The 26,155-nt window shown below is 72.6% G+C and carries 26 protein-coding genes; 15 read left to right on the top strand and 11 right to left on the bottom strand.

Annotated elements, in window-relative coordinates; genetic code table 11:
* Window positions 1-90: 90 nt before the first annotated feature.
* Window positions 91-1,056: a serine hydrolase domain-containing protein gene (locus ACBR40_RS11740; RefSeq protein WP_371248685.1), complete on the bottom strand. Its 966-nt coding sequence runs from the start codon at window positions 1,054-1,056 to the stop codon at window positions 91-93.
* A 42-nt stretch (window positions 1,057-1,098) separates the two neighbouring features.
* Between ACBR40_RS11740 and ACBR40_RS11745 the strand changes: the two genes are divergently transcribed.
* Window positions 1,099-2,535: an ATP-binding protein gene (locus ACBR40_RS11745; RefSeq protein WP_371248686.1), complete on the top strand. Its 1,437-nt coding sequence runs from the start codon at window positions 1,099-1,101 to the stop codon at window positions 2,533-2,535.
* On the opposite strand, the gene ACBR40_RS11750 is transcribed toward ACBR40_RS11745, so the two are convergent.
* The 3 genes from ACBR40_RS11750 to ACBR40_RS11760 are packed head-to-tail and all read right to left on the bottom strand — an operon-like array spanning window position 2,532 to window position 5,260.
* Window positions 2,532-3,038, bottom strand: coding sequence for a flavoprotein (locus ACBR40_RS11750; RefSeq protein WP_371248687.1), 507 nt, complete (start codon window positions 3,036-3,038; stop codon window positions 2,532-2,534). The genes ACBR40_RS11745 and ACBR40_RS11750 overlap by 4 nt on opposite strands.
* Window positions 3,039-3,066: 28 nt before the next feature.
* Window positions 3,067-4,503 carry an MFS transporter gene (locus ACBR40_RS11755; protein WP_344208849.1) on the bottom strand — a complete coding sequence of 479 codons (1,437 nt, stop codon included), beginning with the start codon at window positions 4,501-4,503 and terminating at the stop codon, window positions 3,067-3,069.
* 31 nt (window positions 4,504-4,534) lie between these two features.
* The gene (locus ACBR40_RS11760; RefSeq protein WP_371248688.1) at window positions 4,535-5,260 is read right to left on the bottom strand and encodes a class I SAM-dependent methyltransferase; all 726 of its coding nucleotides are present in this window, start codon (window positions 5,258-5,260) and stop codon (window positions 4,535-4,537) included.
* A gap of 100 nt (window positions 5,261-5,360) precedes the next feature.
* On the opposite strand from ACBR40_RS11760, the gene ACBR40_RS11765 reads away from it, so the two are divergent.
* The 7 genes from ACBR40_RS11765 (at window position 5,361) to ACBR40_RS11795 (ending at window position 11,470) form a co-directional block, all read left to right on the top strand.
* Window positions 5,361-6,725 (top strand): LCP family protein, encoded by a 1,365-nt coding sequence (locus tag ACBR40_RS11765; protein ID WP_371248689.1) that lies wholly within the window; start codon window positions 5,361-5,363, stop codon window positions 6,723-6,725.
* Between the two features lie 86 nt (window positions 6,726-6,811).
* The gene (locus ACBR40_RS11770; protein ID WP_344208855.1) at window positions 6,812-7,864 is read left to right on the top strand and encodes an ABC transporter substrate-binding protein; all 1,053 of its coding nucleotides are present in this window, start codon (window positions 6,812-6,814) and stop codon (window positions 7,862-7,864) included.
* A 6-nt stretch (window positions 7,865-7,870) separates the two neighbouring features.
* The gene (locus tag ACBR40_RS11775; protein WP_371248690.1) at window positions 7,871-8,668 is read left to right on the top strand and encodes an ABC transporter ATP-binding protein; all 798 of its coding nucleotides are present in this window, start codon (window positions 7,871-7,873) and stop codon (window positions 8,666-8,668) included.
* A complete protein-coding gene (locus ACBR40_RS11780) occupies window positions 8,658-9,515 on the top strand; it encodes an ABC transporter permease (RefSeq protein WP_344208859.1) in 858 nt (285 codons plus the stop codon). Before ACBR40_RS11775 ends, ACBR40_RS11780 begins: the two co-directional genes overlap by 11 nt.
* A complete protein-coding gene (locus ACBR40_RS11785) occupies window positions 9,515-9,901 on the top strand; it encodes an Rrf2 family transcriptional regulator (protein ID WP_344208861.1) in 387 nt (128 codons plus the stop codon). The genes ACBR40_RS11780 and ACBR40_RS11785 overlap by 1 nt, the downstream gene beginning before the upstream one ends.
* 162 nt (window positions 9,902-10,063) lie before the next feature.
* Window positions 10,064-10,993 (top strand): AAA family ATPase, encoded by a 930-nt coding sequence (locus ACBR40_RS11790; protein ID WP_344208863.1) that lies wholly within the window; start codon window positions 10,064-10,066, stop codon window positions 10,991-10,993.
* 90 nt (window positions 10,994-11,083) lie between these two features.
* Complete coding sequence (locus ACBR40_RS11795) at window positions 11,084-11,470, top strand: SCO5389 family protein (protein ID WP_344208865.1); 387 nt, start codon at window positions 11,084-11,086, stop codon at window positions 11,468-11,470.
* Here the strand turns inward: ACBR40_RS11795 and ACBR40_RS11800 are convergent.
* The 3 genes from ACBR40_RS11800 to ACBR40_RS11810 are packed head-to-tail and all read right to left on the bottom strand — an operon-like array spanning window position 11,439 to window position 14,220.
* A complete protein-coding gene (locus ACBR40_RS11800; protein ID WP_371248691.1) occupies window positions 11,439-12,485 on the bottom strand; it encodes an LLM class flavin-dependent oxidoreductase in 1,047 nt (348 codons plus the stop codon). The two genes, ACBR40_RS11795 and ACBR40_RS11800, sit on opposite strands and share 32 nt — an antisense overlap.
* A gap of 43 nt (window positions 12,486-12,528) precedes the next feature.
* Window positions 12,529-13,200, bottom strand: a complete 672-nt coding sequence (locus ACBR40_RS11805; RefSeq protein WP_371248692.1) for a ribonuclease HII — start codon at window positions 13,198-13,200, stop codon at window positions 12,529-12,531.
* 18 nt (window positions 13,201-13,218) lie between these two features.
* On the bottom strand, window positions 13,219-14,220 hold the full coding sequence (locus ACBR40_RS11810) for a LysR family transcriptional regulator (RefSeq protein ID WP_364457095.1): 1,002 nt from the start codon (window positions 14,218-14,220) through the stop codon (window positions 13,219-13,221).
* A 79-nt stretch (window positions 14,221-14,299) separates the two neighbouring features.
* Here ACBR40_RS11810 and ACBR40_RS11815 point away from each other — a divergent pair, with 79 nt between their 5' ends.
* The 3 genes from ACBR40_RS11815 to ACBR40_RS11825 all read left to right on the top strand — a co-directional run bounded on the left by ACBR40_RS11815 (window position 14,300) and on the right by ACBR40_RS11825 (window position 19,576).
* Entirely contained in the window at window positions 14,300-15,535 is a 1,236-nt protein-coding gene (locus tag ACBR40_RS11815; RefSeq protein WP_371248693.1) for a pyridoxal phosphate-dependent aminotransferase, read from the top strand.
* A 181-nt stretch (window positions 15,536-15,716) separates the two neighbouring features.
* The gene (locus ACBR40_RS11820) at window positions 15,717-16,361 is read left to right on the top strand and encodes a GNAT family protein (RefSeq protein WP_329587668.1); all 645 of its coding nucleotides are present in this window, start codon (window positions 15,717-15,719) and stop codon (window positions 16,359-16,361) included.
* Window positions 16,362-16,519: 158 nt separating this feature from the next.
* Complete coding sequence (locus tag ACBR40_RS11825) at window positions 16,520-19,576, top strand: BTAD domain-containing putative transcriptional regulator (protein ID WP_371248694.1); 3,057 nt, start codon at window positions 16,520-16,522, stop codon at window positions 19,574-19,576.
* A 277-nt stretch (window positions 19,577-19,853) separates the two neighbouring features.
* On the opposite strand, the gene ACBR40_RS11830 is transcribed toward ACBR40_RS11825, so the two are convergent.
* Window positions 19,854-21,260: a methyltransferase gene (locus ACBR40_RS11830; protein WP_371248695.1), complete on the bottom strand. Its 1,407-nt coding sequence runs from the start codon at window positions 21,258-21,260 to the stop codon at window positions 19,854-19,856.
* 151 nt (window positions 21,261-21,411) lie between these two features.
* Between ACBR40_RS11830 and ACBR40_RS11835 the strand changes: the two genes are divergently transcribed.
* Window positions 21,412-21,714, top strand: coding sequence for a hypothetical protein (locus ACBR40_RS11835; protein WP_344208878.1), 303 nt, complete (start codon window positions 21,412-21,414; stop codon window positions 21,712-21,714).
* Between the two features lie 43 nt (window positions 21,715-21,757).
* Here the strand turns inward: ACBR40_RS11835 and ACBR40_RS11840 are convergent, their stop codons facing one another.
* The 3 genes from ACBR40_RS11840 to ACBR40_RS11850 all read right to left on the bottom strand — a co-directional run bounded on the left by ACBR40_RS11840 (window position 21,758) and on the right by ACBR40_RS11850 (window position 23,892).
* Window positions 21,758-22,717, bottom strand: coding sequence for a 2-hydroxyacid dehydrogenase (locus tag ACBR40_RS11840; RefSeq protein WP_371248696.1), 960 nt, complete (start codon window positions 22,715-22,717; stop codon window positions 21,758-21,760).
* 66 nt (window positions 22,718-22,783) lie between these two features.
* Entirely contained in the window at window positions 22,784-23,380 is a 597-nt protein-coding gene (locus tag ACBR40_RS11845; protein WP_344208882.1) for a TetR/AcrR family transcriptional regulator, read from the bottom strand.
* Complete coding sequence (locus tag ACBR40_RS11850; protein ID WP_344208884.1) at window positions 23,377-23,892, bottom strand: GNAT family N-acetyltransferase; 516 nt, start codon at window positions 23,890-23,892, stop codon at window positions 23,377-23,379. Before ACBR40_RS11850 ends, ACBR40_RS11845 begins: the two co-directional genes overlap by 4 nt.
* Before the next feature lie 59 nt (window positions 23,893-23,951).
* Here ACBR40_RS11850 and ACBR40_RS11855 point away from each other — a divergent pair, with 59 nt between their 5' ends.
* The 3 genes from ACBR40_RS11855 to ACBR40_RS11865 are packed head-to-tail and all read left to right on the top strand — an operon-like array spanning window position 23,952 to window position 26,040.
* Entirely contained in the window at window positions 23,952-24,419 is a 468-nt protein-coding gene (locus ACBR40_RS11855; protein ID WP_344208886.1) for a helix-turn-helix domain-containing protein, read from the top strand.
* Between the two features lie 52 nt (window positions 24,420-24,471).
* The gene (locus ACBR40_RS11860) at window positions 24,472-25,287 is read left to right on the top strand and encodes an SURF1 family protein (protein WP_371248697.1); all 816 of its coding nucleotides are present in this window, start codon (window positions 24,472-24,474) and stop codon (window positions 25,285-25,287) included.
* A 9-nt stretch (window positions 25,288-25,296) separates the two neighbouring features.
* Window positions 25,297-26,040: a tyrosine-protein phosphatase gene (locus ACBR40_RS11865; RefSeq protein ID WP_344208890.1), complete on the top strand. Its 744-nt coding sequence runs from the start codon at window positions 25,297-25,299 to the stop codon at window positions 26,038-26,040.
* Window positions 26,041-26,155: the final 115 nt, after the last annotated feature.

The following is a 26,155-nucleotide window of genomic DNA, read 5'->3' on the forward strand; positions in this document are numbered from 1 at the left end:
CCGCGCCGCCACCCCCGCCCTCCCCCCGGTTCGCTGACCCGCCCGGCAGACCCCGCCCTCACCCCGCCCTCAGCTGGCTGAGCCGCCTGGTCAGCGGTCGAGGACGGCGGCGACGAGCGCGTGGGAGCCCGCCGAGTCCTGGTCGTAGTTGCCTCCGGTCACCGCCACCACCAGCTCCTCCTCCGGCTCCACCACGAGGAGCTGCCCGCCGTTCCCTCTGCCCTGGACCCGGCGGCGCTCCTCATCGACCACGTACCACTGGTAGCCGTAGGTGAAGGACCCGTCGATCGGCACCCGCGACCGCAGCGCCTCCCGCAGCCACCCCTCGGGGACGATCCCGCGCCCGCCGTCGAGCACGAGCTGCCCGACAGCCGCCAGGTCCACCGGCCGCAGCCGCAACCCGGCGGCGGCCGACGCGACCCCGTCGCCGCCCTTCGTCCACGCGAAGTCCGTGATGCCGAGCGGCCCGAACAGCGCCTCGGCGGCGTACTCCTCGACCGGCCGCCCCGTCCCCCTCGCGATGATCCCGCCGAGCAGCGCGGTCGCGCCGCCGCAGTAGCGCCACCGCTTGCCCGCCTCCTCGACGACCGGCCGCTCCAGCACGTACCGGTAGCGGTCGGGGGCCAGCTCCATGCCGATCTCGTCGTTGAGCGGGCTGGTGTAGGGGGCTTCCTCGTTCCAGTCGAGCCCGAGCGTCATGGTCAGCGCGTGCTCGATCGTCAGGTGCGCCTTGCCGGGGTCCTCCGCCAGGTCCGGGTACTCGGGGAACTGCGCCATGAGCCCCGCCCCCGGCTCCGGCACGAGCCCGTCGCCGAGCGCGATGCCGTACAGCAGCGCCACCACGCTCTTGCTGACCGACCGCAGGTCGTGCAGGGTGTCCCGGTCGAACGTGACGTGCCCGAGCGGCTCACCCAGCCGGTGGTCCGGCCCCGCGCCGTACCGCTCCAGGACGACCTTCCCGCCGCGCATCACCACCAGCCCGTGGAACCCGGGCGCCCGCCCGTCCCGCAGCACCGCCTCGACCCGCTCGTCCATCCCCATACTCTCCTCCTCCACGCAACAAAGTATGATCGCTTCTTACTAAGATAGAGTCTTACTATGACAGCGGGATTCTCCGGACGCGAGCACGAGCTGCGAGTGCTGCGCGAGCAGCTCGATCTCGTTCTCGCCGGGAAGCTGACCACGCGCGGCAGAGCTCTGCTCGTGACCGGCCGTCGGCGCGTGGGCAAGTCCCGCCTGGTGCAGGAGTTCTGCGACCGTTCCGGCCTGCCTTACATGGTCTTCCAAGCCTCACGCGGACGCTCGCCCGCCGCCGAGCGCGATGACTTCGTCGAGGCCGTGTCGTGCGCCGGACTGCCGGACGCGGCGCTGATCAGCGGCAACCGCCCGCAGGGCTGGAACGCGGCCCTGCGCGCCCTCGCCACCGCCGTCGGAGACACCCCTTGCGTCGTCGTCCTCGACGAGGTGCCCTGGCTCGTGGAGCAGGACCCTGAGTTCGAGGGGGCGTTGCAGACCGTCTGGGACAGGTTCCTGTCCGCCAGACCGATCCTGCTGATCCTGGTCGGCAGCGACCTGACGACGATGGAGGCGCTGCAGGAGTACGGACGACCGTTCTTCGGGCGGGCCGGCCACACCACCGTCAGGCCGCTCCACCTGGGCGACGTCGCGGCCATGACGGGCCTGCCCGCGGCGGACGCCGTGGACGCCTTCCTCCTGACCGGCGGCTTCCCCGAGATCGTGAGCTCGTGGGAGCCGGGCATGTCCCGGGAGGAATTCCTGGGCCGGAGTCTCGCCTCTCCTCTGTCACCCCTCCTCGCCGCCGGTCAGCTCACGCTGCTCGGCGAGTTTCCGGGGGGCGGCCACGCGCGTACCGTCCTGGAGGCGATCGGCACCGGCGAGCGCACCTTCGCCGGCATCGCCGCGAGGACGGGAGGGGCGGCACCACTGCCCGCCGGCACCCTCGCACCGATCCTCGCCACACTTGTCGCCAAGCAGGTCGTCGCCGCCGACCTGCCGCTGTCCACCAAGCAGGACACCAAGAACAAGCGCTACCGGGTCGCCGACCCCTACCTGCGCTTCTGGCTCACCTTCCTGCATCGCGCGATCGCCGACAGCGAGCGCGGCCGTCCCGACCTCGCGCTGCGCCGCATCGGACGTTCGTGGACGAGCTGGCGCGGCCGGGCGGTCGAGCCGGTGATCCGCGAGACCCTCGCCCGCGCGCTGCCGGACGACGACTGGCCCGGCACGGAGGAGGTCGGCGGATGGTGGAACCGGCAGAACAACCCCGAGGTGGACCTGGTCGGCGCCGACAGGGGCCCGGTCGCGAGTGAGGTGCACTTCGTCGGGTCGATCAAGTGGCTGGACAACCGCCCGTTCGACCGGCACGATCACGAGGCGCTCGTCCGGAGCAAGCCCTTCGTGCCGGGCACGAGCGACCGCACGCCCGTGGTCGCCGTCTCGCGGGCCGGCGCCGAGCCGGACCTGCCCCTCGACCGGGTCTGGTCGCCGGAGGATCTGGTAGCCGCTTGGAGTTAGCCCGGGGGGCCGAGTTCGGTCAGGGCGGCCCGCCAGGGGTCGGGGTCGGCGTCGTCCGGTGGGGGGAGGACGCGGACGCCGTCCGCGCGCAGATCCGCGACCGCGCGCCGGAACGGCAGCCGGGAGGCGAGGGCCGCGTTGACGAAGGGCAGCACGACAACGGGGATGCCGAGCCCCGGCGCCTCGGCCAGCACCCCCAGCGCGTACGTGTCCGCCACCCCCAGCGCGAGCTTGTTGACCGTGTTGTACGTCGCCGGCGCCACGACCATGGCGTCCGCCCGCGGCGGCTTCGGCTCGGACGGCTTGCGGTAGCGGCTGCGTACCGGCCGCCCGGTCCGCGCCTCCAGCGCCGGGATGTCGATGAAGTCGAGCGCCGCCGGCGTGGCGACGACCTGCACGGTCCAGCCGAGCTCCTGCGCGCCGGCGACGAGCCGGGCGACGTCGCCGGCCGCCTGGGCGGCGCAGACGACGACGTACAGCACCTTGCCCGGCGACCCGATCACCTCGCCAGCATCGCACGCCCCCCGGCGGTCACGCGGACTGGGTCCCGGCGGCCGAGAGCGGGGCCGCGATGTCCTCCAGGCCCTTGCGTTCGGCCTTGACCCCGAGGAACAGCTCCACCAGACCCCCGGCGATCATCACGAGCGCGCCGATGACGAACGCGAGCGCCGTGTCGCCCGGCACGCCGCTCTCCACGAGCGAGGAGAAGACCAGCGGGCCCGCGATGCCGCCCGCCGCGGTGCCGATCGCGAAGAAGAACGCGATGGCCATGGCCCTGGTCTCCATCGGGAAGATCTCGCTCACGGTCAGATAGGCCGAGCTGGCCCCGGCCGAGGCCACGAACAGCACCGCGCACCAGCACGCGGTCAGCGTCACCGCGCTCAGCGCGCCCTGGTTGAACAGCCAGGCGGTGCCGAGCAGCAGCACTCCCGAGCCGATGTAGGTGGCCGAGATCATCGGCACCCGCCCGACGGTGTCGAAGAGGTGGCCGAGCAGCAGCGGGCCGAGGAAGTTGCCGACCGCGATGACCGCGAAGTAGTAGCCGGTGTGCGTCTCGATGCCGTAGAAGGTGGACAGGATCTGCGCGTACCCGAAGGTGATCGCGTTGTAGAGGAACGCCTGGCCGATGAAGAGCGACAGGCCGAGCACGGTGCGCTTGGGGTAGAGCGCCACCATCGTGTGCGCGATCCGGACGAAGCCGATCGACTTGCGCTGGTGGATGGTCATCGACCGGGAGGGCTCCGGCAGGTCGCCGCCGATCTGCCGCTCGACGTCGTCGACGATCTCCTCCGCCTCCTGGCCGCGCCCGTGGATGAACAGCCAGCGCGGGCTCTCGGGGACGTGCCTGCGCACCAGCAGGATGGCGAGGCCGAGCACCACGCCGAGGCCGAACGCCACCCGCCAGCCGATGTTGACCGGCAGGTCGTTGAGCAGCGGCACGGTCAGCAGCGCGCCGCCCGCCGCGCCGAGCCAGTAGCTGCCGTTGATGATGATGTCGATGCGGCCCCGGTGCCTGCTCGGGATCAGCTCGTCGATGGCCGAGTTGATGGCCGCGTACTCGCCGCCGATGCCGAAGCCCGTCATGAACCGGAACAGGAAGAACCACCAGGCGTTGAACGAGAACGCCGTCATCAGCGTCGCCGCCAGGTAGACCAGCAGCGTGATGAGGAACAGCTTCTTGCGGCCGAACTTGTCGGTCAGCCAGCCGAAGAACAGCGCACCCGAGCAGGCCCCCGCGACGTAGAGCGCGGCGGCCGTGCCCGCGACCTGGGCCTGCGTGATGTCGATGCCGCTGCCCGGCTTCGCGAGCTGGGCCGACAGGTTTCCGACGATGGTGACTTCGAGCCCGTCGAGGATCCAGACGGTGCCGAGCCCTATGACGATCATCCAGTGCCAGCGGGACCAGGGGAGCCGGTCCAGTCTGGCGGGCACCTTGGTGGTGACGGTGCCGACCTCCACGTCGCTCATAAGGGCATCTCGTTACCCGCGAAACAACGTTCTAGGCGGGCTTCCTGGCCTCCACGATGCCGGTGCCGAACCACGGTCCGCCGTACCAGAACCGCCACCCGGCGTCGCGGCGGCGCACGTCCACGACGCCGAGGTCACGCAGGGTCTCCTCGTACGCGGGGGTGTGCTGGAAGTCGGCGAGCAGCAGCAGCCCGCCGGGCCGCAGCACCCGGTACGCCTCCCGCACCGCCCGCGCCCGTCCCTCGGCGTTCGGGATGTTGTGCACCGCCTGGCTGGAGACGACCACGTCGAACGCCCCGTCGCCGAAGGGCAGGTCGCGCAGGTCGCCGGTGACCAGTTCGACGCGGTCGGAGACGCCTTCGGCCTCGGCGTTGGCGCGGGTGCGCGCCTCGGCGTTGCCCGACTGGTCCGCCGAGCGCCACAGGTCGACGCCGGTGGCCCGGCCCGCGGGCAGCCGCTCGGCGGCCATGAGCAGCACCGCGCCGCGACCGCAGCCGAGGTCGAGCAGGCGCTCGTCGCCCTTCAGCCGGCGCAGCTCCTCGGCCCAGACCGCGAACTTGCCGCGCCGGGTGGTGTAGAGGTAGCTGGCCGCGCTGGCCAGCGTGTAGAGCCCGCCGAGGAGGAAGGCGAGCCCCGCGAGGAGGATGTCGAGGGCGTACGAGACCGCCGCGAGAGCCACCAGCACGATCGCTCCGAGGAGCAACCCGGTCAGGGCCCACGGCGCGTCGATGCCATAACTGCCGTGTCGCTTGCTCACACTCACGTTATATCGCAAGATGCGGAATTGGCGATGACTTGACGGGACCCTTCCCTTTCGCACCGGCAATCACGCACATCCCCTTCCTAGGGTGGCCGGGATGGATAAACAGCGGGGATTCGGCCTCGGCGCCAGCATCGCGTTGACGCTGGCCTCGGCCATGTTGTGGGGAGTCGCGCACCTGGCCGCCGAGCGGCGCAGGGCCGGGTTCGCGCTCATGGCGGCGCACGTTCTCACGCTGGCCGCGATCCTCGTCCTGTTCACCGGCTTCAGCACCCGCCTGCTCTCGCTGGCCGTCCAGCCCCGCTGGCTGACCTGGCTCACCACCGGGCTGGTGGTGCTCGCGCTGGCCTGGACGCTCGTGATCGTCTGGTCGTTCGTCCTGGTCCGCCCGCCGCGCGGGGACCTCGTCGGCCGGGTGCTCAGCACGTCGCTGACCATCGCGCTCTGCGCGCTCGTGCTCGGGCCGGCCGTCTACGCCACCCGCCTCGCCCACGTCTCGCGCGACGTCATGGACAGCCTGTTCCCGGCCGCCGGCAGCTCCCCCGTCATGTCGCAGGACCCGTGGAACGGCGCCCAGCGGGTCAACTTCCTGCTGCTCGGCGCGGACGCCGCCCCCGGCCGGCCCGGGGTGCGCACCGACAGCGTGACCGTGGCCAGTGTGGACACCCGGACCGGCGCGACCACGCTGCTCGGCCTGCCGCGCAACCTCCAGCGGGTGCCGCTGCCCAAGGGCCCGGCGCGCGACCGCTTCCCCTACGGCTTCAGCGGCACCGACCCCGAGACGCCCGGCCTGCTCAACGAGATCTTCCAGTACGCCGAGGACCACCCCGAGATGGTGCCCGGCGTCGGGCGCGGCCGGCGCGGCCCGGCCCTGATGAAGGAGACCGTCGGCGGCATCCTCGGCCTCCAGGTGCCCTACTACGCGATGGTGGACATGGCGGGCTTCGCCGAGATCATCGACGCCATGGGCGGCGTCGAGGTCACGGTCAAGGAGCCCATCGTGTACGGCCGCTACCGCGAGGGCCTGCTGCCCGCCGGCACCCGCAGGCTGACCGGCCAGCAGGCCCTGTGGTTCGGCCGCTCGCGCACCGACAGCGACGACTACGTCCGCATGGGCCGCCAGAAGTGCCTGCTCAACGCGGTGGCCAAGCAGGCCGACCCGCTGACCGTGCTCAACAGCTTCGAGCGCCTGGCGGCGGCCACCAAGCGGGCGATCTCCACCGACCTGCCGCAGGACCTGCTGCCGGCCGTCATCGAGCTGTCCCAGAAGGTCAAGGATCACAAGATCCACAGCCTCAGCTTCGTCCCGCCGCTCATCAGCACGGTCTATCCGGACTGGTCGCTGATCCGCCACAAGGTGTCCGAGGCCCTGGACGAGCCGCGTTGGCCCAGGTCGGACCAGGCGTCCACGCCCCGGCGCAGCCCCGAGGACGCGATCAACCTCGACGCCGCCTGCCAGTAGTCCCCATATTCCTACTTGACGTATAGGGAACTATGCCTTTTGATACTCGCATAGCCGACTTATTAAGTAGGAATAGAGGGCTGGGCATGAACGCTCGCAGGGTGCTGGCCGCACTGGCGCTGATCGCACTCGCCGGGACGACGGCCGCGTGCGGGAGCGACACCGCGGGCGCCGGCGACAGCGGCGGCAGCGGGGCCGCCGCCACCGAGGTGCGCCTCGGCTTCTTCCCGAACATCACCCACGCCACCGCGCTGGTGGGCGTCGAGAAGGGCCTCTACGCCAAGGACCTGGGCGTCCCGGTCAAGACCAGCACGTTCAACGCCGGCCCCGCCGCGATCGAGGCGCTGTTCTCCGGCGCGATCGACGCCACCTACATCGGCCCGAACCCGGCGATCAACGCCTGGCAGAAGTCGAAGGGCCAGGCCATCAAGATCGTCGCCGGCGCCGCGTCCGGCGGCGTCTTCCTGGTCGTCAAGCCGGGCATCGACAGCGTCGAGGACCTCAAGGGCAAGAAGATCGCCACCCCGCAGCTCGGCAACACCCAGGACGTGGCGCTGCGCTACTGGCTCACCAGCAAGGGGATCAAGACCGACACCAAGGGCGGCGGCGAGGTCCACATCGTGCCACAGGAGAACTCCCAGACCCTCCAGACCTTCGCCACCGGCGACATCGACGGCGCGTGGGTGCCCGAGCCGTTCGCCAGCCGCCTGGTCCTGGAGAGCGGCGGCAAGATCCTGCTGGACGAGCGCGACCTCTGGCCGAACAAGGAGTTCGTGATCACCCACCTGATCGTCAGGCAGGAGTGGGCCAAGCAGCACCCCGACCTGGTCAAGAAGCTGCTCCAGGCGCACGTCGAGGCCAACAAGCTCATCGCCGACGACCCCGACGGCGCGGCCCAGACCGCCAACGCCGCCATCGAGAAGCTCACCCAGAAGCCGCTCAAGCCCGAGGTGCTGAAGAGCGCCTTCAAGAACATCACCTTCACCAACGACCCGATCGCCTCCTCGCTCACCCTCAGCGCCAAGCACGCCGAGGAGGTCGGGCTGCTCGAACCGGTGGACCTCAACGGCATTTACGACCTGGGCCCGCTCAACGAGATCCTGGCGGCGGCCGGCCAGTCGGCCGTCGCGGACAAGTGAGGTGAGATGAGCACCGCCCAGCTCGGCGCCGGCACCGGCACGGACGCGGCCGTCCGCCTGGAGTCCGTCTCCAAGACCTACGGCCACGGCAGGAACGCCCTGCTCGCGCTCGACCAGGTGTCCCTCGACGTGCGCCCCGGCGAGTTCGTCTGCATCCTCGGCGCCTCCGGCTGCGGCAAGAGCACGCTGCTGTCGCTGGTCGCCGGGCTCGACCGGCCGAGCGCCGGGCAGATCTCCACGAACGGCCACAAGGTCGCGATGATGTTCCAGGACCCGGCGCTGTTCCCGTGGCTGACCGTCGCGGCCAACGTCGAGCTGGCCTTCCGCGCCGACGGCGTGGGCAAGGCCGAGCGCAAGGCCAGGGCCGCGGAGTTCCTGGAGCTGGTGCACCTCGGCGGCTTCGGCCGCAAGCGCCCGCACGAGCTGTCGGGCGGCATGCGCCAGCGGGTGGCGCTCGCCCGCGCGCTCGCGCAGTCCTCGTCCTCCTCGGAGGGCTCGGCGGTGCTGCTCATGGACGAGCCGTTCGGCGCGCTCGACGCCATGACCCGCGACCTGCTCCACGACGAGCTGGAGCGGATCTGGCGGGAGCGGTCGCTGTCGGTGCTGTTCGTCACCCACAACGTCCGCGAGGCCGTCCGGCTCGGCGACCGGGTCGTGCTGCTGAGCAGCCGGCCCGGCCGGGTGGCGGAGGAGTTCCCCGTCGAGCTGGAGCGGCCCCGCCGCACCGACTCCGCCGAGGTCGCCACGCTCGCCGCGACGATCACCGACCGGCTGAAGGAAGAGGTCGCCCGGCATGGCCGTTGACACGCAGCACGCCCGCCGGATCGCCGGGCTCGACGCGCTGGAGCTGGGCGGCGAGCGGCGGGCCGGGCTCGCCGCCCGGCTGTGGGCGCGCCTGTGGCCGATGCTCACCGCCGTGGCGCTGGTGCTGGTTGCCTGGCAGCTCGTCGTGATGAGCGGGCGCTGGCCCGAGTACGTCTTCGCCGGCCCGGTCGAGACCTTCGGGGCGATGTGGGAGCGCTTCGGCGAGGCCGACTTCTACCGGGCCGTCGCCACCACCATGCGGCGGGCGTTCACCGGGTTCGCGCTGGCGGTGCTGGTCGGCCTGGTGATCGGGGCGGCGGTGTCGCGGGTGAAGGTGCTGCGGGCGGCGTTCGGCGCGCTCATCACCGGGCTGCAGACGATGCCGTCGATCGCCTGGTTCCCGTTCGCGATCCTGCTGTTCGGGCTGACGGAGAGCGCGATCACGTTCGTGGTGATCCTGGGGGCGGCGCCGTCCATCGCCAACGGGCTGATCACCGGCGTGGACTACACGCCGCCGCTGCTGCTGCGGGCCGGGCACGTGCTCGGGTTCCGGCGGCTCAGCCTCTACCGGCACGTCATCCTGCCCGCGTCGCTGCCGTCGTTCCTCGCGGGGCTGAAGCAGGGGTGGGCCTTCGCCTGGCGCTCGCTGATGGCGGGCGAGCTGATGGTGATCATCGCTTACCAGTCCTCGCTGGGCGAGCAGCTCGCCTACGCCCGCGAGGTGTCCGACTCGCCCGGCCTGATCGGCACGATGATCGTCATCCTGTCCATCGGCATCGTCATCGACCTGCTCTTCGAGGCGGCCGACGGGGCACTGCGCCGCCGCTGGGGCCTCGACCAAAGGTGATGCGGCTCTCCGCGAGAACCGACTACGCGCTGCGGGCGGTCAGCGAGCTGGCCGCCGCGCCTCCCGGCCCGGTGCCGGCCGAGCGCATCGCCGCGGCGCAGCAGATCCCCCGCCGCTTCCTCGACAACATCCTGCTCCAGCTGCGGCGGGCCGGGCTCATCCACAGCATGCGCGGGCCCGAGGGCGGCTACTGGCTGGCCCGGCCGGCGGAGGAGATCACGCTGGCCGACGTCATCGTGGTGATCGAGGGGCGGCCGGAGTTCCAGGGGCACGGGGGCTATCCCGGGGCGGCCGGGCCGCTGGCCGCCGTGTGGGCGGCGCTGCGCGAGCACGAGGACCGGCTGCTCGCCGAGACCACCTTCGCGCAGATCGTGGCCGGCCGCTGACGCTCGTGGCCGGTCGCCGACGCTCGTGGCCGCCGGTCGCTGACGCTCGTGGCCGCCGGTCGCTGACGCGCCTCTCCGGCGAATTCCCCGCTCACGGGGTTCAGGTGTGGCATGATGCTGCCGACGGAATGACAACGATTTTCATCCTCACCTGGAGTTCCCGTGAGAGTGGCCTTCGTCGGCAAGGGCGGCAGCGGCAAGACGACGATGTCGGCGCTGTTCGCCAGGCACCTGGCCCAGCAGGGCGCGCCGGTGGTCGCCATCGACGCCGACATCAACCAGCACCTGGCCCTCGTCCTCGGCCTCGACCGCCAGCCCGAGCCGCTCGGCGAGCACCTCACCGAGATCAAGGAGCGCCTGCGCGGCGACAACCCGCGCATCCCGTCGGCCGCCGAGATGATCAAGACCACGCCGCCGGGCCGCGGCTCCCGCCTGCTGAGCTTCGACGACCTCGCCGCCGACCCCTACGGGCTCACCACCCCCGACGGCGTCCGGCTGCTCGCGGCCGGCGCGTTCAACGCCGACGACCTCGGCGTGGCCTGCTACCACTCCAAGATCGGCGCGGTGGAGCTGCTGCTCAACCACCTGGTCGACGGGCCCGGCGAGTACGTCGTCGTCGACATGACCGCCGGCGCCGACTCCTTCGCCTCGGGCCTGTTCACCCGCTTCGACCTGACCTTCCTCGTCGCCGAGCCCACCCGTCAGGGCGTGAGCGTCTACCGCCAATACCTGGAGCACGCGGCCGCGTACGACGTGGCCGTCGCGGTCGTCGGCAACAAGGTCCACGGCCCCGAGGACGTCGCGTTCCTGCGCGCGCACGCGGGCGACGACCTGCTCGGCTGGATGGAGCACTCCCCCGCCGTCCGCGCGATGGAGCAGGGCCGCCACTTCGCCCTCGACGACCTGGAGCCGGCCAACGCCGACGCGCTCAGCCTGCTGCGCAAGAGCGTGGACGAGCGCGAGAAGGACTGGGCGCGCTTCGGCCGCCAGACCGTCGAGTTCCACCTGCGCAACGCGCGGGCGTGGGCCGACGAGCGGCTCGGGCGCGACCTCGCCGAGCAGGTCGATCCCGACTTCGTCTATGGCCCGTGACGACCATGAACCTGTGCCTGCCAGGCATCTGGAGAGTCACCATTTTTCAACCTAGCGTCATTGATGACCCATTCGAGAGGAGAAATCAGCATGTCGCTGACCGTTCCGAACGACCTGCTCGACCAGGCCAGGACCGGTGAGATCGACGACGCGGCCTTCGTCGCGTGCGTACGCGACTCCCTGCCCTACGCGTGGTCGCTGATCAGCGAGCTGGTCAAGCAGCGCGAGCACAGCGGCGCCGAGTTCGCCGACAACCAGGTGCCGCCGCCGTCCGAGGAGGCCCGCGGCCAGCTCCTGCGCTGTCTGGCGAGCGACGCCATGCGCGGCGCGCTGGAGCGTCACTTCGGGGTGCGGCTGGCCTTCCAGAACTGCCACCGGGTCGCCGTCTTCGACCCCGCGGCCACGGGGGCCCTGGCCGAGTTCGTCACCCCGAGGGCACAGATCCTCAACCAGGAACCGGAGCTGGTGGACTGCTGAGGCCACCGGCCGGCGAGCCGGGTCCGCCCGGCTCGCCACGCAGCAGCGGCAGCACCTCGGCCCCGAACCTCCGCACGTTCTCCAGCGTCCTCCGGTGCTCGCCGATGCCCTCCACCAGCAGGATGACGTGCTCGATCCCGGTGCGGTCCGCGGTGCGCAGGATCGACTCGGCGCAGTGCTCGGGCGAGCCCACCGGGTGGATGCGGGTGAGCAGGTCCACGTACGCGCCGACGTCCCGCGACGGGCGCGGCCGGCCGTCCACCGGCCGGTAGCCCGCGAGGCCGGGGCCGAGCCAGCGGGGCATCGACTCCTTGAGCTCGCGCACCGCCCGCGCGGTGGAGTCGGAGACGTGCCCCACGGCCGCCGCCACGTGCCGGACGGCGACCCCGGGAGCCAGCTTCTCGTACGCGGCGACCGCCGCGGCCTTCTCCTCGTCGCCGACGTGCAGGCCGAGCAGCATCGGCAGGCCGCGCGCGGCGGCCAGCGCCACGGTCGCCGGTGACGTGCAGGCGACCAGCGGGCGGAGAGGGGCGCGCGGCACCGTACGCACCTCACGGAAGCGGAAGAACTCCCCGTCGGCGGCCACCCGCTCGGCCGACAGCGCGGCGAGCAGCAGGTCGAGCGACTCGGCGAAGCCGCGCTCGTAGCGCTCCAGCCCCGTGCCGAACACCTCCAGGTCCACCCAGGGCCCGCCCCGGCCCACGCCCAGCGTGAAGCGCCCGCCGGACAGGTGGTGCAGCATCGCGGCCTGCTCGGCCAGCGCCACCGGGTGCTGCGTGGACAGCACGCTCACCGCCGTGCCGAGCCCGATGCGCGTGGTGCGGCCGGCGGCGACGGCCATCAGCGTGGTCGCCGACGGGCAGACGCCGTACGACATGAAGTGGTGCTCGGCCACCCAGGCGTCGTCGAAGCCCGCCTCCTCTGCCGCCACGACCAGCTCGACCGCGTCGGCCAGCACCTGCCCGGCCTCCCTGCCGGGGAACTGCGCGGCGACGACGAAGATGCCTGTGCGCACGCTCCCGATGATGACCGATCGGCCGGAGCGGGCCCAGCCCCGATCAGCCGAAGAGCGCGGCCTGGCCCTCGCCGGCCAGCGGGTCGCGATGCCGCTTGAGGTGCCGCCAGCGCGGCAGGTCGTCCAGGTAGGACCAGGACAGCCGGTGGTGCGGGGTGGGGCCGAGGCGGGCCAGGGCCTCCTGGTGGAGCGGCGAGGGGTAGCCGGCGTTGTCGGCGAAGCCGTAGTCGTCGCAGCCGAGCGTCGCCATGTGGGCGTCGCGCCGCACCTTGGCCAGCACCGACGCCGCCGCCACCGACACGCTGGCCGCGTCGCCCTTCACCTCAAGCCGCACCGGCCAGGGAGCGCCGATGTAGTCGTGCTTGCCGTCGAGGATCACCGCGTCGGGGCGGACCGGCAGCGCCTCCAGGGCGCGGCGGGCGGCCCGGCGCAGCGCCTCGGTCATGCCGAGCGTGTCGATCTCCTCGTGCGTGGCCTCGCCGAAGCCGACCCCGGCCGCCCAGGCGGCCAGCTCGGCGGCGAGCGGCCCGCGCCTGGCCGGGGTGAGCTGCTTGGAGTCGGTCAGCCCCGCCGGGGGCTCGGACGGGTCGGTGACGACCGCGCAGACGGTGACCGGGCCCGCCCACGCGCCCCGGCCCACCTCGTCCACGCCCGCGACCGTGCGGACGCTCGGCTGGGCGAGCAGGAGCTGCTCGATGTCGTACGTCGGCGCCATGGCAGCAGACGCTACCGCTCATTCCCCGAGCGGGCTGCCGAGATGGCTGTCGAGGAGGCCGCCCGCGGGCGCGTCACCGGGCTTCGGCCGCTCGGCCGCCCGCACCGGCTCCAGGTCGGCCGCGATGTAGCGGGCGGCCACGTGGATCGCCCGCAACGTCACCGACACCGACGGCCGGTGCACGCTGGAGCCCCGGGCCACCGCGTGCACGTCGCGGCCGACGGGGTTGCCGGGGATCGGCCGTACGGCGAGGCCGCGCACGCCGCCCGCGAGCGCGAGCGCCGGCACGGCGGCGATGCCGATGCCCTTGGCGACCAGCGACAGGATCGTGGTCAGCCCCTCGAACTCCCACGGCGTCGGCCGGATGCCGCCCACGTCCACCAGCAGCCGGTCCACCGCCAGGCGCGACGGCTCGCCGTCGGGCGTCGCCATCCACGGCTCGTCGCGCAGCTCCCGCAGGTCGAGCGGCACGTCAGGGTCGGCCAGGCGGTGCTTGCGCGGCACCACCAGGACCAGCGGGTCGCGCAGCAGCGGGAAGACGCGCAGGCTGTCGCTGTCGTGGACCCGGCCGTACCAGTCGTCCACGAGCGCGATGTCCACCTCGCCGGAACGCACCTCGCGCATGCCGCGCCCGGAGCGGGCCTGGCCGAGCCGCAGGGTCAGGCCGGTGTGCCGGCGCAGCGAGCGGGCCAGCGCGGGCGCGAAGGCCACCGCCGCCGTGGGGAAGGCGGTCACCACGACCCGCCCGGACGGGGTGCCGGCGTGCGCCGACAGGTCGGACTCGGCCTCCTCGACCATGGACAGGATGCGCTCGGCGTGGAGGACCAGCCGGCGGCCCGCGTCGGTGAGCTCGGCGCTGCGCGCGGTGCGGTCGATGAGCGCGGTGCCCGCCTCGCGTTCGAGCGCCTGGAGCTGCTGCGAGACGGCGGAGGGGCTGTAGCCGAGCGCGGCGGCGGCGGCCGCGATGCTGCCCCGGCGAGCGAACTCGCAAATCAGGACCAACCGCCGCAATTCGAGCATCAGACTTCCTTACGCCTACCCACGAAAAGCCTCGCTTGTGGTGATGCCTTCATCCAATCACGCTGGGAACGTGACAGCCATGACGGTTACCCTGTCCGCCACTCTGGCGGCCAACGAGGACATCGAACGAAGACGGCGCGCCGGGGAACGCGTGCTCCACCTGGCCTTCGGCGAGGCCGGGCTGCCCGTCCACCCGGCGCTGCGCGACCGGCTGGCCGCCGCCTCCGAGCACAACGGCTACGGGCCGGTCGCCGGCGCGGCCGGGCTGCGGGAGTCGGCGGCGGGCTACTGGGACCGGCGCGGGCTCCCCACCGACCCCGAGCTGGTCGTCTGCGGACCGGGCAGCAAGTCCCTGCTGTACGGCCTGCTGCTCGCGATCGGCGGCGACATCGTGCTGCCCATGCCGAGCTGGGTCAGCTACGCCGCGCAGGCCGACCTCGTCGGGTCCCGTCCCGTCCTCGTGCCGGCGCCACCGGGAGAGGGCGGCGTGCCCGACCCCGATCGCGTGGCCGCCGAGGTGCGCGCCGCCCGCGCCGCGGGCCGGACCGTCAGCTCCGTGCTGGTCACGCTGCCGGACAACCCCACCGGCCGGCTGGCCTCGCCGGGATGCATCGCCCGCCTCGTGGAGGTGGCGCGGGAGCTCGACCTGACGATCATCTCGGACGAGATCTACCGCGACCTGGTGCACGATCCCGCGCTGCCCTACACCTCGCCGGCCGACCTCGCCCCCGAGCGCACGGTGATCACGACGGGGCTGAGCAAGAGCCTGGCACTCGGCGGCTGGCGGATCGGGGTGGTCAGGCTCCCCACGGGCGCGCACGCGCTGCGCGGGAAGCTGCTGGCCGTGGCGAGCGAGATCTGGTCGGCGCCGGCCGCTCCCGTGCAGGAGGCCGCGGCCTACGCCTTCGGCGAGCCGGAGGAGCTGGTGGAGCGGGTGGCGCTCAGCCGCCGGCTGCACGGCACGCTCGCGCGGGCGGTGCACGCGTGCTTCACGGCCGTCGGCGCGCGGGTGCCGGAGCCGCAGGGCGGCTTCTACCTCTACCCCGATCTCGGGCACCTCGGGGTGGGCGGCTCGGCCGAGCTCACCAAGGTGCTGCTGGAGGAGCACGGCATCGGCGTGCTGCCGGGGCACGCCTTCGGCGACGACCCGGCCGCGGCCCGCGTACGGGTGGCCGTCAGCCTGCTCTACGGCGCCTCGGCCGAGCAGCGCATGACCGCTCTGACCAGCGAAGAACCGCTCCGGCTGCCCTGGATCGCGGACAGTCTCGACCATCTTTCCCGCGGCCTCGCGAGCCTCGCGCTCCGCCGTGCGTGAACCGGGCCGGACCGACGGCTCGCCGCCATGTCACGGTTAGGCGAATTTCTGCCCAAGAGCCGGTTGAACGTCCCCCAAAAGGGGCCTCTGACCTGCGAAAACGACCCACTCGCGGAAACCCGGGAAAGATCTTCCTGGCGGCATGGTCACACACACCCCGTGCACCCTTCATCATGTGCACATGCCCGCTCTTGTCACCTTGTCCGGGCGCCTCGTGCGCCTGGAGCCTCTCAGCCTCGCGGTGGTCGATGACCTCGTCGCCGCGGCGAGTGAAGACCGTGCCACGTACGCCTTCACTCGGGTCCCGGACGGCCGGGACGAGATGGTCTCCTATGTGGAGGCCGCCATGGCTGAGCAGGCGGAGGGCCGCACGCTGCCCTTCGCCATCCGGTGGCTGAACACCGACCGCGTGGTCGGTGCCACCCGTCTCATGCACCTGGAGTATTGGCAGGGCCCCATGCCCTGGCCTCCGGGTACGCGCGGCGCGGTGGGCGACATCCCGTCCGTGGCGGACATCGGTTACACCTGGCTGGGCGCGAGCGCCCAGGGCACGGGTGTCAACCGGGAGAGCAAGTTCCTCATGCTCTCGCACGCCTTCGAGACCTGGGACGTCCACCGCATCACTCTCAAAGCAGACGTACGCAACACCAAATCCCGGGCCGCCATCGAGGCCCTCGGCGCACACTTCGACGGTGTGCGGCGAGCGGACAGCCGAGGCGCCGACAACACGGTCCGAGATACCGCGTTCTACTCGATCCTGAACTCCGAATGGCCGCTCGTCCGCGAGCGTCTGCTCAGCCGGATGGGACTGTTCGAGGCAGCCTGAGTCTCCGTTCACCTCGGCCCCGCCCACACGAATGGGCGGGGCCTGTATTTTTCGGCCCCGCCGTCGCTCTGCATGAAGGCGTACTGAATCTAGGTGACGATCGTCCCTCGATCTATCATTTGGTCACAAAACGTTCCATTGGCTGGGAGACAGACGGCATGGCTGGTCAGAGCGGTGAAGGCGGCCTGTGGTTCGCCGTGCTCGGTCCTGTCCGCGCGTGGCGGGACGGCCGGGAGCTCGACCTGGGCACCCCACTCCAGCGGTCCATCCTCGGGATGCTGCTGCTGCGCGAGGGCCGCGCGATCTCGCCCAACGAGATGATCGACGCCGTGTGGGGCGAGGACGCGCCGCCGCGGGCCCTCGGCGCGCTGCGCACCTACGTCTCCAGGCTCCGCACCGTGCTCGAACCCGACCGGGTCGCCCGCTCCCGCCCCGAGCTGCTGACCTCCATCGGCCGCGGCTACGCGCTGCGGCTGCCCGGCGACGCCCTCGACCTGACCCGCTTCGAGCGCCGCATCGCCGAGGCCGAGACCGCGCGCAGGTCCGGCCGGCCGCGCGAGGCCGCCGACCTCCTGCGCGCCGCGCTCGCCCTGTTCGAGGGCGAGCCGCTGGCCGGCACCGTCGGCCCGTACGCCGAGCACCAGCGCGACCGCCTCGCCGAGCGCCGCCTCAGCGTCGTCGAGACCCTCATGGACGTCGACCTGGAGCTCGGCGACCACGCCTCGGTCGTCTCCGAGCTGATCGCGCTCACCGCCGACCACCCGCTGCGCGAACGGCTGCGCGCCCAGCTCATGCTGGCCCTCTACCGGTGCGGCCGGCAGGGCGACGCGCTCAACGTCTTCACCGAGACCCGCGAGGCGCTGATCGACGAGCTGGGCATCGAGCCCGGCCCCGAGCTGACCGCGCTCCACCAGCGCATCCTCACCGCCGACCCCACGCTCACCCCGCCTCCGGCCCCCGCCGAGGAGCCCGTGATCGAGCCCGCCGCGCCGGGAAGGCCCGCCGGGTCCGGGAGGCCCGCCGACGGGCCGGCCGAGGAGCCTCAGCCCGCCGAGGAGGAGCCGTACGCGGCCCCCGAGCTGCCGAGGCCCGCCCAGCTCCCCGCCGCGGTCACCGACTTCACCGGCCGCAAGGAGCAGGCCGCCCGGCTGCGCTCGCTGCTGTCCACCGCCTCCGCCGAGGGCCTGCCCTTGGTGGCGATCTCCGGCATCGGCGGCGTCGGCAAGACCACGCTCGCCGTGCACGTCGCCCACCAGGTGGAGGAGGTCTTCCCCGATGGCCAGCTCTACGCCGACCTGCGCGGCTACGGCGACGGCGCCACGGCGCCGGAGTCCGCGCTCGGCGGCTTCCTGCGCGCGCTCGGCATCCCGCCCGACGTCATCCCCGACGGCCTCGCCGAGCGCTCGGCGCTCTACCGCTCGCTCCTCGCCGAGCGGCGCGTCCTGGTGCTGCTCGACAACGCCCGCGACGCCGAGCAGGTCAGCCCGCTGCTGCCCGGCTCCCCCGGCTGCGCCGCGATCGTGACGAGCCGGGTCAAGCTGGCCGACCTGCCGGCCGCCCGGCTCGTGGACCTCGACGTGATGGAGCCGGACGAGGCCCTGTCGCTGTTCGCCGCCGTCGCCGGGCCCGAGCGCGTGGCCGCCGAGCACGGCGCGGCCATGGACGTCGTCGCCGCCTGCGGGTTCCTGCCGCTCGCGGTGCGCATCGTGGCCGCCCGCCTGGCCGCCCGCCCGTCCTGGACGGTCGCCTCGCTGGCGCCCCGCCTGGCCGACGAGCAGCGCCGGCTCGACGAGATGCGCGTCGGCAACCTGGCCGTGGAGGCCACCTTCGCGCTCGGCTACGGCCAGCTCGCGCCCGAGCAGGCCCGCGCGTTCCGGCTGCTGTCGCTGCCCAGCGGGCCCGACATCTCCTCGGAGGCCGCGGCGGCGGTGCTGGCGCTGCCCGCGTACGAGACCGAGGCGCTGCTGGAGTCGCTGGTGGACGCCAGCCTCCTGGAGGCCCCCGGCCCCGGCCGCTACCGCTACCACGACCTGCTCAGGCTGTTCGCCCGCCGCGAGCTGAACAAGGCCGAGCGGCCCGAGGCGCTCGCCCTCGCGCTCGGCCGGCTGCTCGGCTTCTACCTCGCCTCCGCCCAGTCGGCGCACCGGCTGGCCTACGAGGGCAGCGCGATCGCCGACAACCTGGTGGTGGTCGGCACCGGCCGTACGTTCACCACGGTCGACGAGGCCGTGGCGTGGCTGATCGCCGAGGGCGACTCGCTGTTCGCCGCCATCGGCCAGACCGCCGCCTCCGCCCGCTCCGGCGAGCAGCTGCTGCCCGCCGGCGACCTGCTGGTCGCGATGGAGCCGCTGCTGGAGTCCGGCACCCACACCCGCGAGTTCGACCAGGGCACCAGGGCCGTGCTGGCCGCCGCGCTGCGGATCGGCGACCCCGGCAGCGAGCTGCGCTCCCGCTACGTGCTCGGCAGGGTGCTGTTCGCCGCCAACCGGCTGCGCGAGGCCGAGGAGCAGTTCAGGCGCGTGCGCGAGCTGTCGGCCGAGCGCGCCGAGAAGGTCGTCACCGGCGAGGTGCTCAACGCCCTGGCCGTGGTCGTCGGCAGGCAGCGCAGGCACGCCGAGGCGCTGGCGCTGTTCGAGGCGGCCATGACCTGGTATCGCGAGAACGGCGTGCCCGCCGGCGAGGCGCTGGTGCTCAGCTACTCCGCCCGCGACCACCTGGGCCTCGGCCGGCCCGACGACGCCATCGCGGCGGCCGAGAAGGGCCTGGCCATCTTCACCGAGATGGGCAGCGGCGCCGGCACCGCCCGCGCCCGCTACCACCTCGGCATCGTGCTGTCGCGCGTGGGCCGCCTCACCGAGGCCGTCCACCACCACGCCGAGTGCCTGGCCTTCTTCCGTGCCAGCAAGCAGCGGGTCTGGGAGCAGCGGGTGTGCTCACGCCTGGCGGAGACGTTCATCGCCGCCGAGCGTTATCCGGAGGCCGTCCGCCACGCCGAGCAGGCCCTCGTCGTCTCCCGCGACATCGGCCACCCCTACGGCGAGGCGCTGTCGCTGACCGTGCTCGGCAAGGCCCTGCGCGGGCTCGGCGACCTCTCCAGGAGCCTCGCCTGCCTCCGGCAGGCGTACGACGTCTTCTCCCGGCTCGGCGCCCCCGAGGCCGGCGATCTCAAGGTCCTGCTGGACGGCGTGCCCCACGGCGCCGTCGTCGAGACCTGAGTACAGCTCGTCGTCCAGACGTGTCATCCACACATGGTTGATCAAGGCTGTCCTCGGCATTCACGATCGGCGCTCGTGATCGGCTGATGAGCAGCCCGGCCGGTCATCCTCACCGCCGCGCTTCGCCAGGGGGCCCGGTCATCCGGATGCTCCACGCGACGGCCAGCCGCCTCACTGCCGAACGACCGGCCGGACCCGACACGGCCCTCGAACCCCCCAGGTCCGTGTCGTAGGTCACAGTCTTCACTCCGGGAGTTGACGTCCGATCAACGCCGGATCAAAGCAGGAAATAGCCCTCCGCGATGAGCGGCCGGATCGCGTCGGCGTCCGGCATCTCGCCCTCCCCGACCAGCTCGGCGATCACGTTGAGCAGCGGGCCGAGTGCGAGGTCGCCGTCGCACACCCCGGCCAGCGCGGCCTCCACCGTGCCGACCTCCCTGCTGCGCCGCAGCCCCTGCGTCTGGCGCAGCACGATGCGGATCGGGTCCTCCGCGCCGGGCAGGCCGACGCGCTCGTCGAGCAGGCCGACGGCGGTGCGCAGCCGGGCCGCGCCGAGATCGCCCGCCCGGTGGGCGGCGGCGATCGAGTCGAGCACGTCGTCGACGTAGTCGCCGACCGGGAGCACCACCTGGTGGTCCAGGTGCTCGACGCGGACGACCGGGTCGAGGGTGCCGGACGCCCGCATGGTGATCCAGCCGAAGCCGATGCCCTCGACCTTGTGCTCGTCGAACCAGGACAGCCAGCGGTCGTAGAGCTCGGTGTAGCGGGGGGTGCCCTGCCGGGCGGCGTCGCGCAGCCACAGCTCGACGTACTCGGCCGGATCCTGGACGTCGCGCTGCACCACCCAGCCGTCGCAGCCGGTCTCGCGCAGCCAGCCGCCCACCCGCTCGTGCCAGTCCTCGCCCTCGACGTGCAGCCAGTTGGCCAGGAAGTGGGCCTGGCCGCCGGGGTTGAGGTGGTCGGGCGTGCGGCGGACCAGCTCGCGGCAGAAGGCGTCGCCGGCCTCGCCCGACTCGCGGTAGGTCAGCTTCCCCTCGCCGACGGGCGCGATGACGAACGGGGGATTGCTCACGACCAGGTCGAACCGCTCGCCCTCGACCGGGTCGTACGCAGAGCCCTCCCGCGTCTCCACGTCTTCGACGCCGGACAGCTCCCAGCTCAGCCGGGCCAGCTCCAGGGCGCGCGGGTTGAGGTCGGTGGCGACCACGCGCTCGGCCCGCCCGGCCAGGTGCAGCACCTGGACGCCGCAGCCGGTGCCGAGGTCGAGCGCGCTGCCCACCGGGCGGCGGGTGACGAGCTGGGCCAGGTTGGCCGAGGCCCCGCCGGCCCCCACGACGTGGTCGGGCCGCAGCGGCGGGTCGCCCGGCCGCACCTTGCGGTCGGAGACGAGGTAGCCGCCGGTCTCCCAGGGCTGCAGGTGGACCGTCGCCCGCACCTCGCCGTCGCCGGCCTCCTCGACCAGGCCCGAGTCCAGGACCTCCGGGCCGAGCGCCGCGGCGGGCACGGGCACCCCGAGCCACCACAGCCTGATCAGCGTCGCCAGGGGGTCGCCGCCGGCGGTCGCCCGCAGGGCGGGCACCAGCTCCTCGCGGGCCAGGGCCGAGGCGGCCATGCTGCCGAGTCGTTCGCGTACGCCGTCGATCGTGTAGTCGGTTCGGAGGAGGAGTTGGCGCAGTCGTTCCACCCACCCATCCTTTCACCGTGGACGCTCGCACATGATCTGCCACCGACAGTGCCCATACTGTTACACAAGTACCCAAGTGAACTGCAAGCCACAGGTAAGCGCGACGGGGTATCTCTATGGAGGCAAGGAACGACTCTTAGGAGTGGGTCTCATGCTGATCCCCTGTTTGGCCTGCGAGTCCCGCTTCGGGCCCGACGAGTACTTCAACGCCTGCTCCGACTACAACCGCGGCCTCGACCTGGTGTCCTGGACGTGCCCCCACTGCGGCAACCGCGACGACCTGCGGGTGCTGCCGGGCGAGCTCGGCTTCGGCTATCCGCACCGCGGGCGGTTCGCCGTGCACGACCGGGTGCGGGTGCCCGGGCTGCGCCGGCAGCGGGGCGAGCTGCGGCTGGACATCTCCTTGGAGCGGTCCAGCTGGCGGGTCCACACCCGGCTGCGCCAGCCCGCCTGAAGAAGGTCAGGCCGCCTGAGGAAGATCAGCCGCCTGAAGAAGGTCAGGCCGGCCGGGCGATCGGCACGGCCGGCCGCGTGTCGCCGCGCAGCACCCGCTCGATGTCGGTGACCAGCGCCTCGGCCAGTTCCTCCCGCGTCTCCCCGGTGGCCTCGCCGAGCCGGGGCGTCAGCACCACGTTCGGCAGCTCGATCAGCGGATGCGACGGATCCAGCCACTCCCCCTCGAAGTGGTCGAGCCCGGCGCCGCCCACCTGCCCCCGGCGCAGCGCCTCGACCAGGGCCGTCAGGTCGTGGAGCGCGCCGCGCGAGGTGTTGAGATAGATCGCGCCGGGCCGCATCGCGCCGAACTCGGCGTAGCCGAACATGCCGCGCGTCTCGGCGGTCAGCGGCAGGTGCAGCGAGATCACGTCGGACTCGGCGAGCAGCGCGGCGAAGGTGTGGGTGGCCTCGGCGACGCCGGGATCGCAGGCGATCACCCGCATGCCGAGCCCCTCGCACCGCCAGCGCATGGCCTCGCCGACCCGGCCGAGCCCGACGATGCCGAGCGTGCGCCCGGTGAGCCGGCGCCCGCGGTGGCGCTGGGCGGGCGGCACCTTGCCGCGGTAGGCGCGGCCCCTGCGCACCTCGCTGTCGGCGGTGACGATGTGCCTGCTGACCGCGAACATCAGCGCCAGCGTCAGCTCGGCCACCGCGTCGGCGTCGCGGTCACCGGCGTGCAGGACGGGGACGCCGCGCTCGGCGGCGAGGTCGAGATCGACGCTGGTCGGCGGGCCCATGACGGCCACGACGTCGAGATCGAGGTCGAGGACCGAGGCGCCGACCTGGTCCCCGTCGGTGACGAGCACGGTGGCGCCGGTCTCCACGACGAGATCGGCCAGCCGCTCGTCGGTGAAGCCGAGATCCGGGCGCGCGGGAGCCTCGACCAGCTCGGCCACCTCGGCCAGGCGGGCGAGCGCGCTCTCCGGCAAGACGGGCAGCACCAGAGCCCGAGGTCGTCTCACAAGCAGCACGATAACACCACGAACCGTGCTCAACTCATCGCTCCCCGTACAGGGGCTACACGGGCGTCACCCGGCGGGCTGGCGGAGGCTGTGCCAGGCCGCCTCGCCCAGCCCCTTGATCTCCTCCTCGGTCGGCGTGTGCGCCCCCGCGAACCACAGCCGGCACATCTCCTGCGCCGGGCCCAGCCACAGGACGTAGCACATGGTGGGGTGCACGGGCTGGAGCAGACCGTTCTTCATGTGCGGCCGCCACCAGTCGGACACCTTGCGGAAGAACGCCCGCCGGGCCTCGGCGACCTCCGCGCCGCCCGGCTCCTGCTTGCGCGGCGGCCGCTCGCTGATGAGCAGCCGGGCCCGCTCAGGATGCTCGCCGGCCCAGCGCATGTGGAAGGCGACGACGGCCTCGATGCCGGCGCGCGCGTCCTCGTGCTCGGTGAGCTTGGCGAGGAAGGCTTCCTGGTAGGCGTCGAGGATCTCGGCGTAGAGGACGCCGAAGACGTGCTCTTTGCTGGCGAAGTGGTGGTAGAAGCTGCCGACGCTGACGCCGCTCTCCTCGCGGAGGCTGGCCAGCGTCGTGGCCGACACCCCGTCCTGGCTGAAGCGGCGGAGGGCGCCCTCGATGATGCGGGTCCGGCCGTCGCGTCCGTTCTTGACACTCTTCACACTGTCAATGGTGTGGCAACAGAACCTTGTTCCGCAAATAGGACGGCCGGATCGATCATAGCGGTCACCTCGACCGCCCCGGAGCACACCGTCATCCGGGCGTCCGGCCACACCCTGCGGATCAGCCGCAGCGCCCGCCGGTTCTCCCCCATGACGTCCATGGCGACGGTCCGCGCGCCCCGGACGAAGGCCCTGAGCAGGAGCGTACGGACCAGGCAGGGACCGAGCCCGCGGCCCTGCCAGTCGTCGGTGACGACGACCGCGACCTCGACGTCGGCGACGCCGCCCTGGTAGCTCATCGCGTGCCCGACGATCTCGCCGTCCGGCGTGGTGGCCACGAGCACGTCGCGCCGCTCGTTCACCGCGACCAGGGCGCGGACGAGGCTCGCCGCCGGCGACGGCTGGCCGGTGAAGAACCGCAGCGTCTGCGTGTGCAGCGACAGCCCGCACAGGAAGCGGCGGACCCGTTCCTCGTCGTCGGGCCCGGCAGGGCGGATCTGAGTTCCTAACATGGACTCAGCCTGCCCGGTCAGACCTGAGTCTGTCAATCGAACTCAGATATAATGAAAAAATGAACGTTCCCTTCCGGGTGGACAACTGCTCGATCGAGCGCACCCTGGACATCGTCGGGGAGAAATGGACCTTCCTGGTGCTGCGTGAGGCGTTCAGCGGCGTGCGGCGCTTCGCCGACATGCAGGCCGTCACCGGCGCCCCCCGCCAGGTCCTCAGCGCCCGCCTGGCCCGCCTGGTGGAGGAGGGGCTGCTGCGCAAGGAGCCCTACCGCGAGCCCGGCCAGCGGCAGCGCGACGAATACCGCCTCACCGACAAGGGCCGCGACCTCTATCCGCTGCTGGTCGCGCTCATGCACTGGGGAGACCGCTACCTGGCGGACGACGACGGCCCGCCCGTGCTGCTCACCCACCGCGACTGCGGCGCGCCCATCGAGCTGCACTTCCGCTGCGCGGACGGCCATGAAGTGTCCGGGCCGCGCGAGGTCACCCCGCAGCCGGGCGCCGGCGCCCGGCTCAGAAGCGTCTGATCAGGGCGAGGCGCGTACGAGGGCACCGGCAGGTCTGCCTACCCTGGAGAGCGTGTACCGGATCCTGCTGACGCCCCGATGGCTCGGGCTCACCCTGGTGGTGCTGCTCGCCATCCCCGCCTTCGTCTTCCTCGGGCGGTGGCAGTACGGGCGCTTCGAGGAGCGGTCGGCCAACAGCGAGCGGGTCACCGCCAACATCGAGGCGCCCCCGGTGCCGATGGAGCGGCTGGCCCCGCCCGGCGGGCGGGTCGAGGCCGCCGACCGGTTCCGCCGGGTGACCGTGGCCGGCTCCTACGACCCCGCGCACGCCCTCGTCGTACGCCGCCGACCCCAGGACGGCCGGCCCGGCTTCTACGTCCTGACCCCGCTCGTCACCGCCGACGGCACGGGCGTGCTGGTCAACCGGGGCTGGGTCCCGGCCGGCGCGACCGCCGACACCCCGCCGACCGTGCCGCCGCCGCCCACCGGGCAGGTAACTGTCACCGGACGGCTACGCCAGAGCGAGACCGAGAAGTCGTCCGGCATCCGCGAGGTCTCCGGCCTGCCGGCCGGGCAGGTGCTGCTGATCGACGCGGGATCGATCGGGCGGCAGGTCCCGTACCGGCTGCTGGACGGGTACGTCGAGCTCATCTCCCAGGAGCCGGCGGGAAAGCCGGCGCCCGAGCCGGTCCCCGCGCCCGACGTGGGCGCGGGCGGCGGGCTCAACCTGGCCTACGCCTTCCAGTGGTGGTTGTTCATCGGCGTGGCGATCGGCGGCTGGGTGCTGCTGCTGCGCCGCGAACTGGCCGAACAGCGTGACGGGCAGGGTGAGGGGCAGCGGCCCGGCGCGCCCGTCGTGCCCGAGGAGGCGCGGACGCCCTCGACGTAAGGTGATGGGGTGATCCGGCACATCGAGTTCGCCAACCTGTGCAACTTCCGCGACATGGGTGGATACCCCACCGCCGACGGCCGCGCCATCCGGTGGCAGCGGCTCTACCGTGCCGACTCGCTCGGCTGGCTCGACCGGGACGACCTGGCCGCCTTCCGCGCGTTGCGCGTGCGTACGGTCATCGACCTGCGCCACCCGTTCGAGATCGAGAGGATGGGGCGGGTCCCGGAGAGCGAGGGGCAGCGCTACCACAACCTGCCCATCGAGGGCCGCCGCTGGGACGTCAACGCCTACGACGAGGCGCTCGGCGTGGCCCGCTACCTCGCCGACCGCTACCTGGAGGTCACCGAGGACGGCGTGGACAACCTGCGCGCGGCGCTGGAGATGATCGCCGACGCCGGCAACGCGCCCGTGGTGATCCACTGCGCGGCCGGCAAGGACCGCACCGGCGTGCTGGCCGCGCTGGTCCTCTCGCTCGCGGGGGTGAGCGAGGACGACATCGTGGCCGACTACGCGCTCACCGGCCTCGCCACCGAGCGCTTCATCGCCGACTGGCGGCGGCGGCACCCCGACGCGGCCCTCTGGCCGGGCTTCGGGCTGGCCCCTGCCGAGGCGATGCGCTTCTTCCTGACCGATCTGACGGCCAGGCACGGCTCGCCCGAACGGTACGTCTCGCAGGTCGTGGGCCTCTCCCCCGCCGCGACCGAGGAGCTGCGCCGGCACCTGCTGACTGAACCCCGCCCGCGGGGGTAGAGGGCGCGGCAGGGTCCGCGCGAGCAGCATCCCTCGCCGGAACAAGCGGACCCGAACGCCCGGGATCGTCCGGCGATCCCCCTCCCCGGCGATCCCGGGCCTCGGCTTCGGATAC

This window comes from Nonomuraea sp. AD125B (assembly GCF_041402765.1).
Classification (GTDB): domain Bacteria; phylum Actinomycetota; class Actinomycetes; order Streptosporangiales; family Streptosporangiaceae; genus Nonomuraea; species Nonomuraea bangladeshensis.

What these genes read in the sequence shown, in the direction of transcription:
- ACBR40_RS11745 (WP_371248686.1), top strand. Translation starts at nt 1,099, where the DNA reads ATGACAGCGGGATTCTCCGGACGCGAGCACGAGCTGCGAGTGCTGCGC.
- ACBR40_RS11775 (WP_371248690.1), top strand. Translation starts at nt 7,871, where the DNA reads ATGAGCACCGCCCAGCTCGGCGCCGGCACCGGCACGGACGCGGCCGTC.
- ACBR40_RS11755 (WP_344208849.1), bottom strand. Translation starts at nt 4,503, where the DNA reads ATGAGCGACGTGGAGGTCGGCACCGTCACCACCAAGGTGCCCGCCAGA.
- ACBR40_RS11805 (WP_371248692.1), bottom strand. Translation starts at nt 13,200, where the DNA reads ATGGCGCCGACGTACGACATCGAGCAGCTCCTGCTCGCCCAGCCGAGC.
- ACBR40_RS11785 (WP_344208861.1), top strand. Translation starts at nt 9,515, where the DNA reads ATGCGGCTCTCCGCGAGAACCGACTACGCGCTGCGGGCGGTCAGCGAG.
- ACBR40_RS11795 (WP_344208865.1), top strand. Translation starts at nt 11,084, where the DNA reads ATGTCGCTGACCGTTCCGAACGACCTGCTCGACCAGGCCAGGACCGGT.
- ACBR40_RS11770 (WP_344208855.1), top strand. Translation starts at nt 6,812, where the DNA reads ATGAACGCTCGCAGGGTGCTGGCCGCACTGGCGCTGATCGCACTCGCC.
- ACBR40_RS11780 (WP_344208859.1), top strand. Translation starts at nt 8,658, where the DNA reads ATGGCCGTTGACACGCAGCACGCCCGCCGGATCGCCGGGCTCGACGCG.
- ACBR40_RS11820 (WP_329587668.1), top strand. Translation starts at nt 15,717, where the DNA reads ATGCCCGCTCTTGTCACCTTGTCCGGGCGCCTCGTGCGCCTGGAGCCT.
- ACBR40_RS11825 (WP_371248694.1), top strand. Translation starts at nt 16,520, where the DNA reads ATGGCTGGTCAGAGCGGTGAAGGCGGCCTGTGGTTCGCCGTGCTCGGT.
- ACBR40_RS11850 (WP_344208884.1), bottom strand. Translation starts at nt 23,892, where the DNA reads ATGTTAGGAACTCAGATCCGCCCTGCCGGGCCCGACGACGAGGAACGG.
- ACBR40_RS11835 (WP_344208878.1), top strand. Translation starts at nt 21,412, where the DNA reads ATGCTGATCCCCTGTTTGGCCTGCGAGTCCCGCTTCGGGCCCGACGAG.
- ACBR40_RS11810 (WP_364457095.1), bottom strand. Translation starts at nt 14,220, where the DNA reads ATGCTCGAATTGCGGCGGTTGGTCCTGATTTGCGAGTTCGCTCGCCGG.
- ACBR40_RS11765 (WP_371248689.1), top strand. Translation starts at nt 5,361, where the DNA reads ATGGATAAACAGCGGGGATTCGGCCTCGGCGCCAGCATCGCGTTGACG.
- ACBR40_RS11815 (WP_371248693.1), top strand. Translation starts at nt 14,300, where the DNA reads ATGACGGTTACCCTGTCCGCCACTCTGGCGGCCAACGAGGACATCGAA.
- ACBR40_RS11855 (WP_344208886.1), top strand. Translation starts at nt 23,952, where the DNA reads ATGAACGTTCCCTTCCGGGTGGACAACTGCTCGATCGAGCGCACCCTG.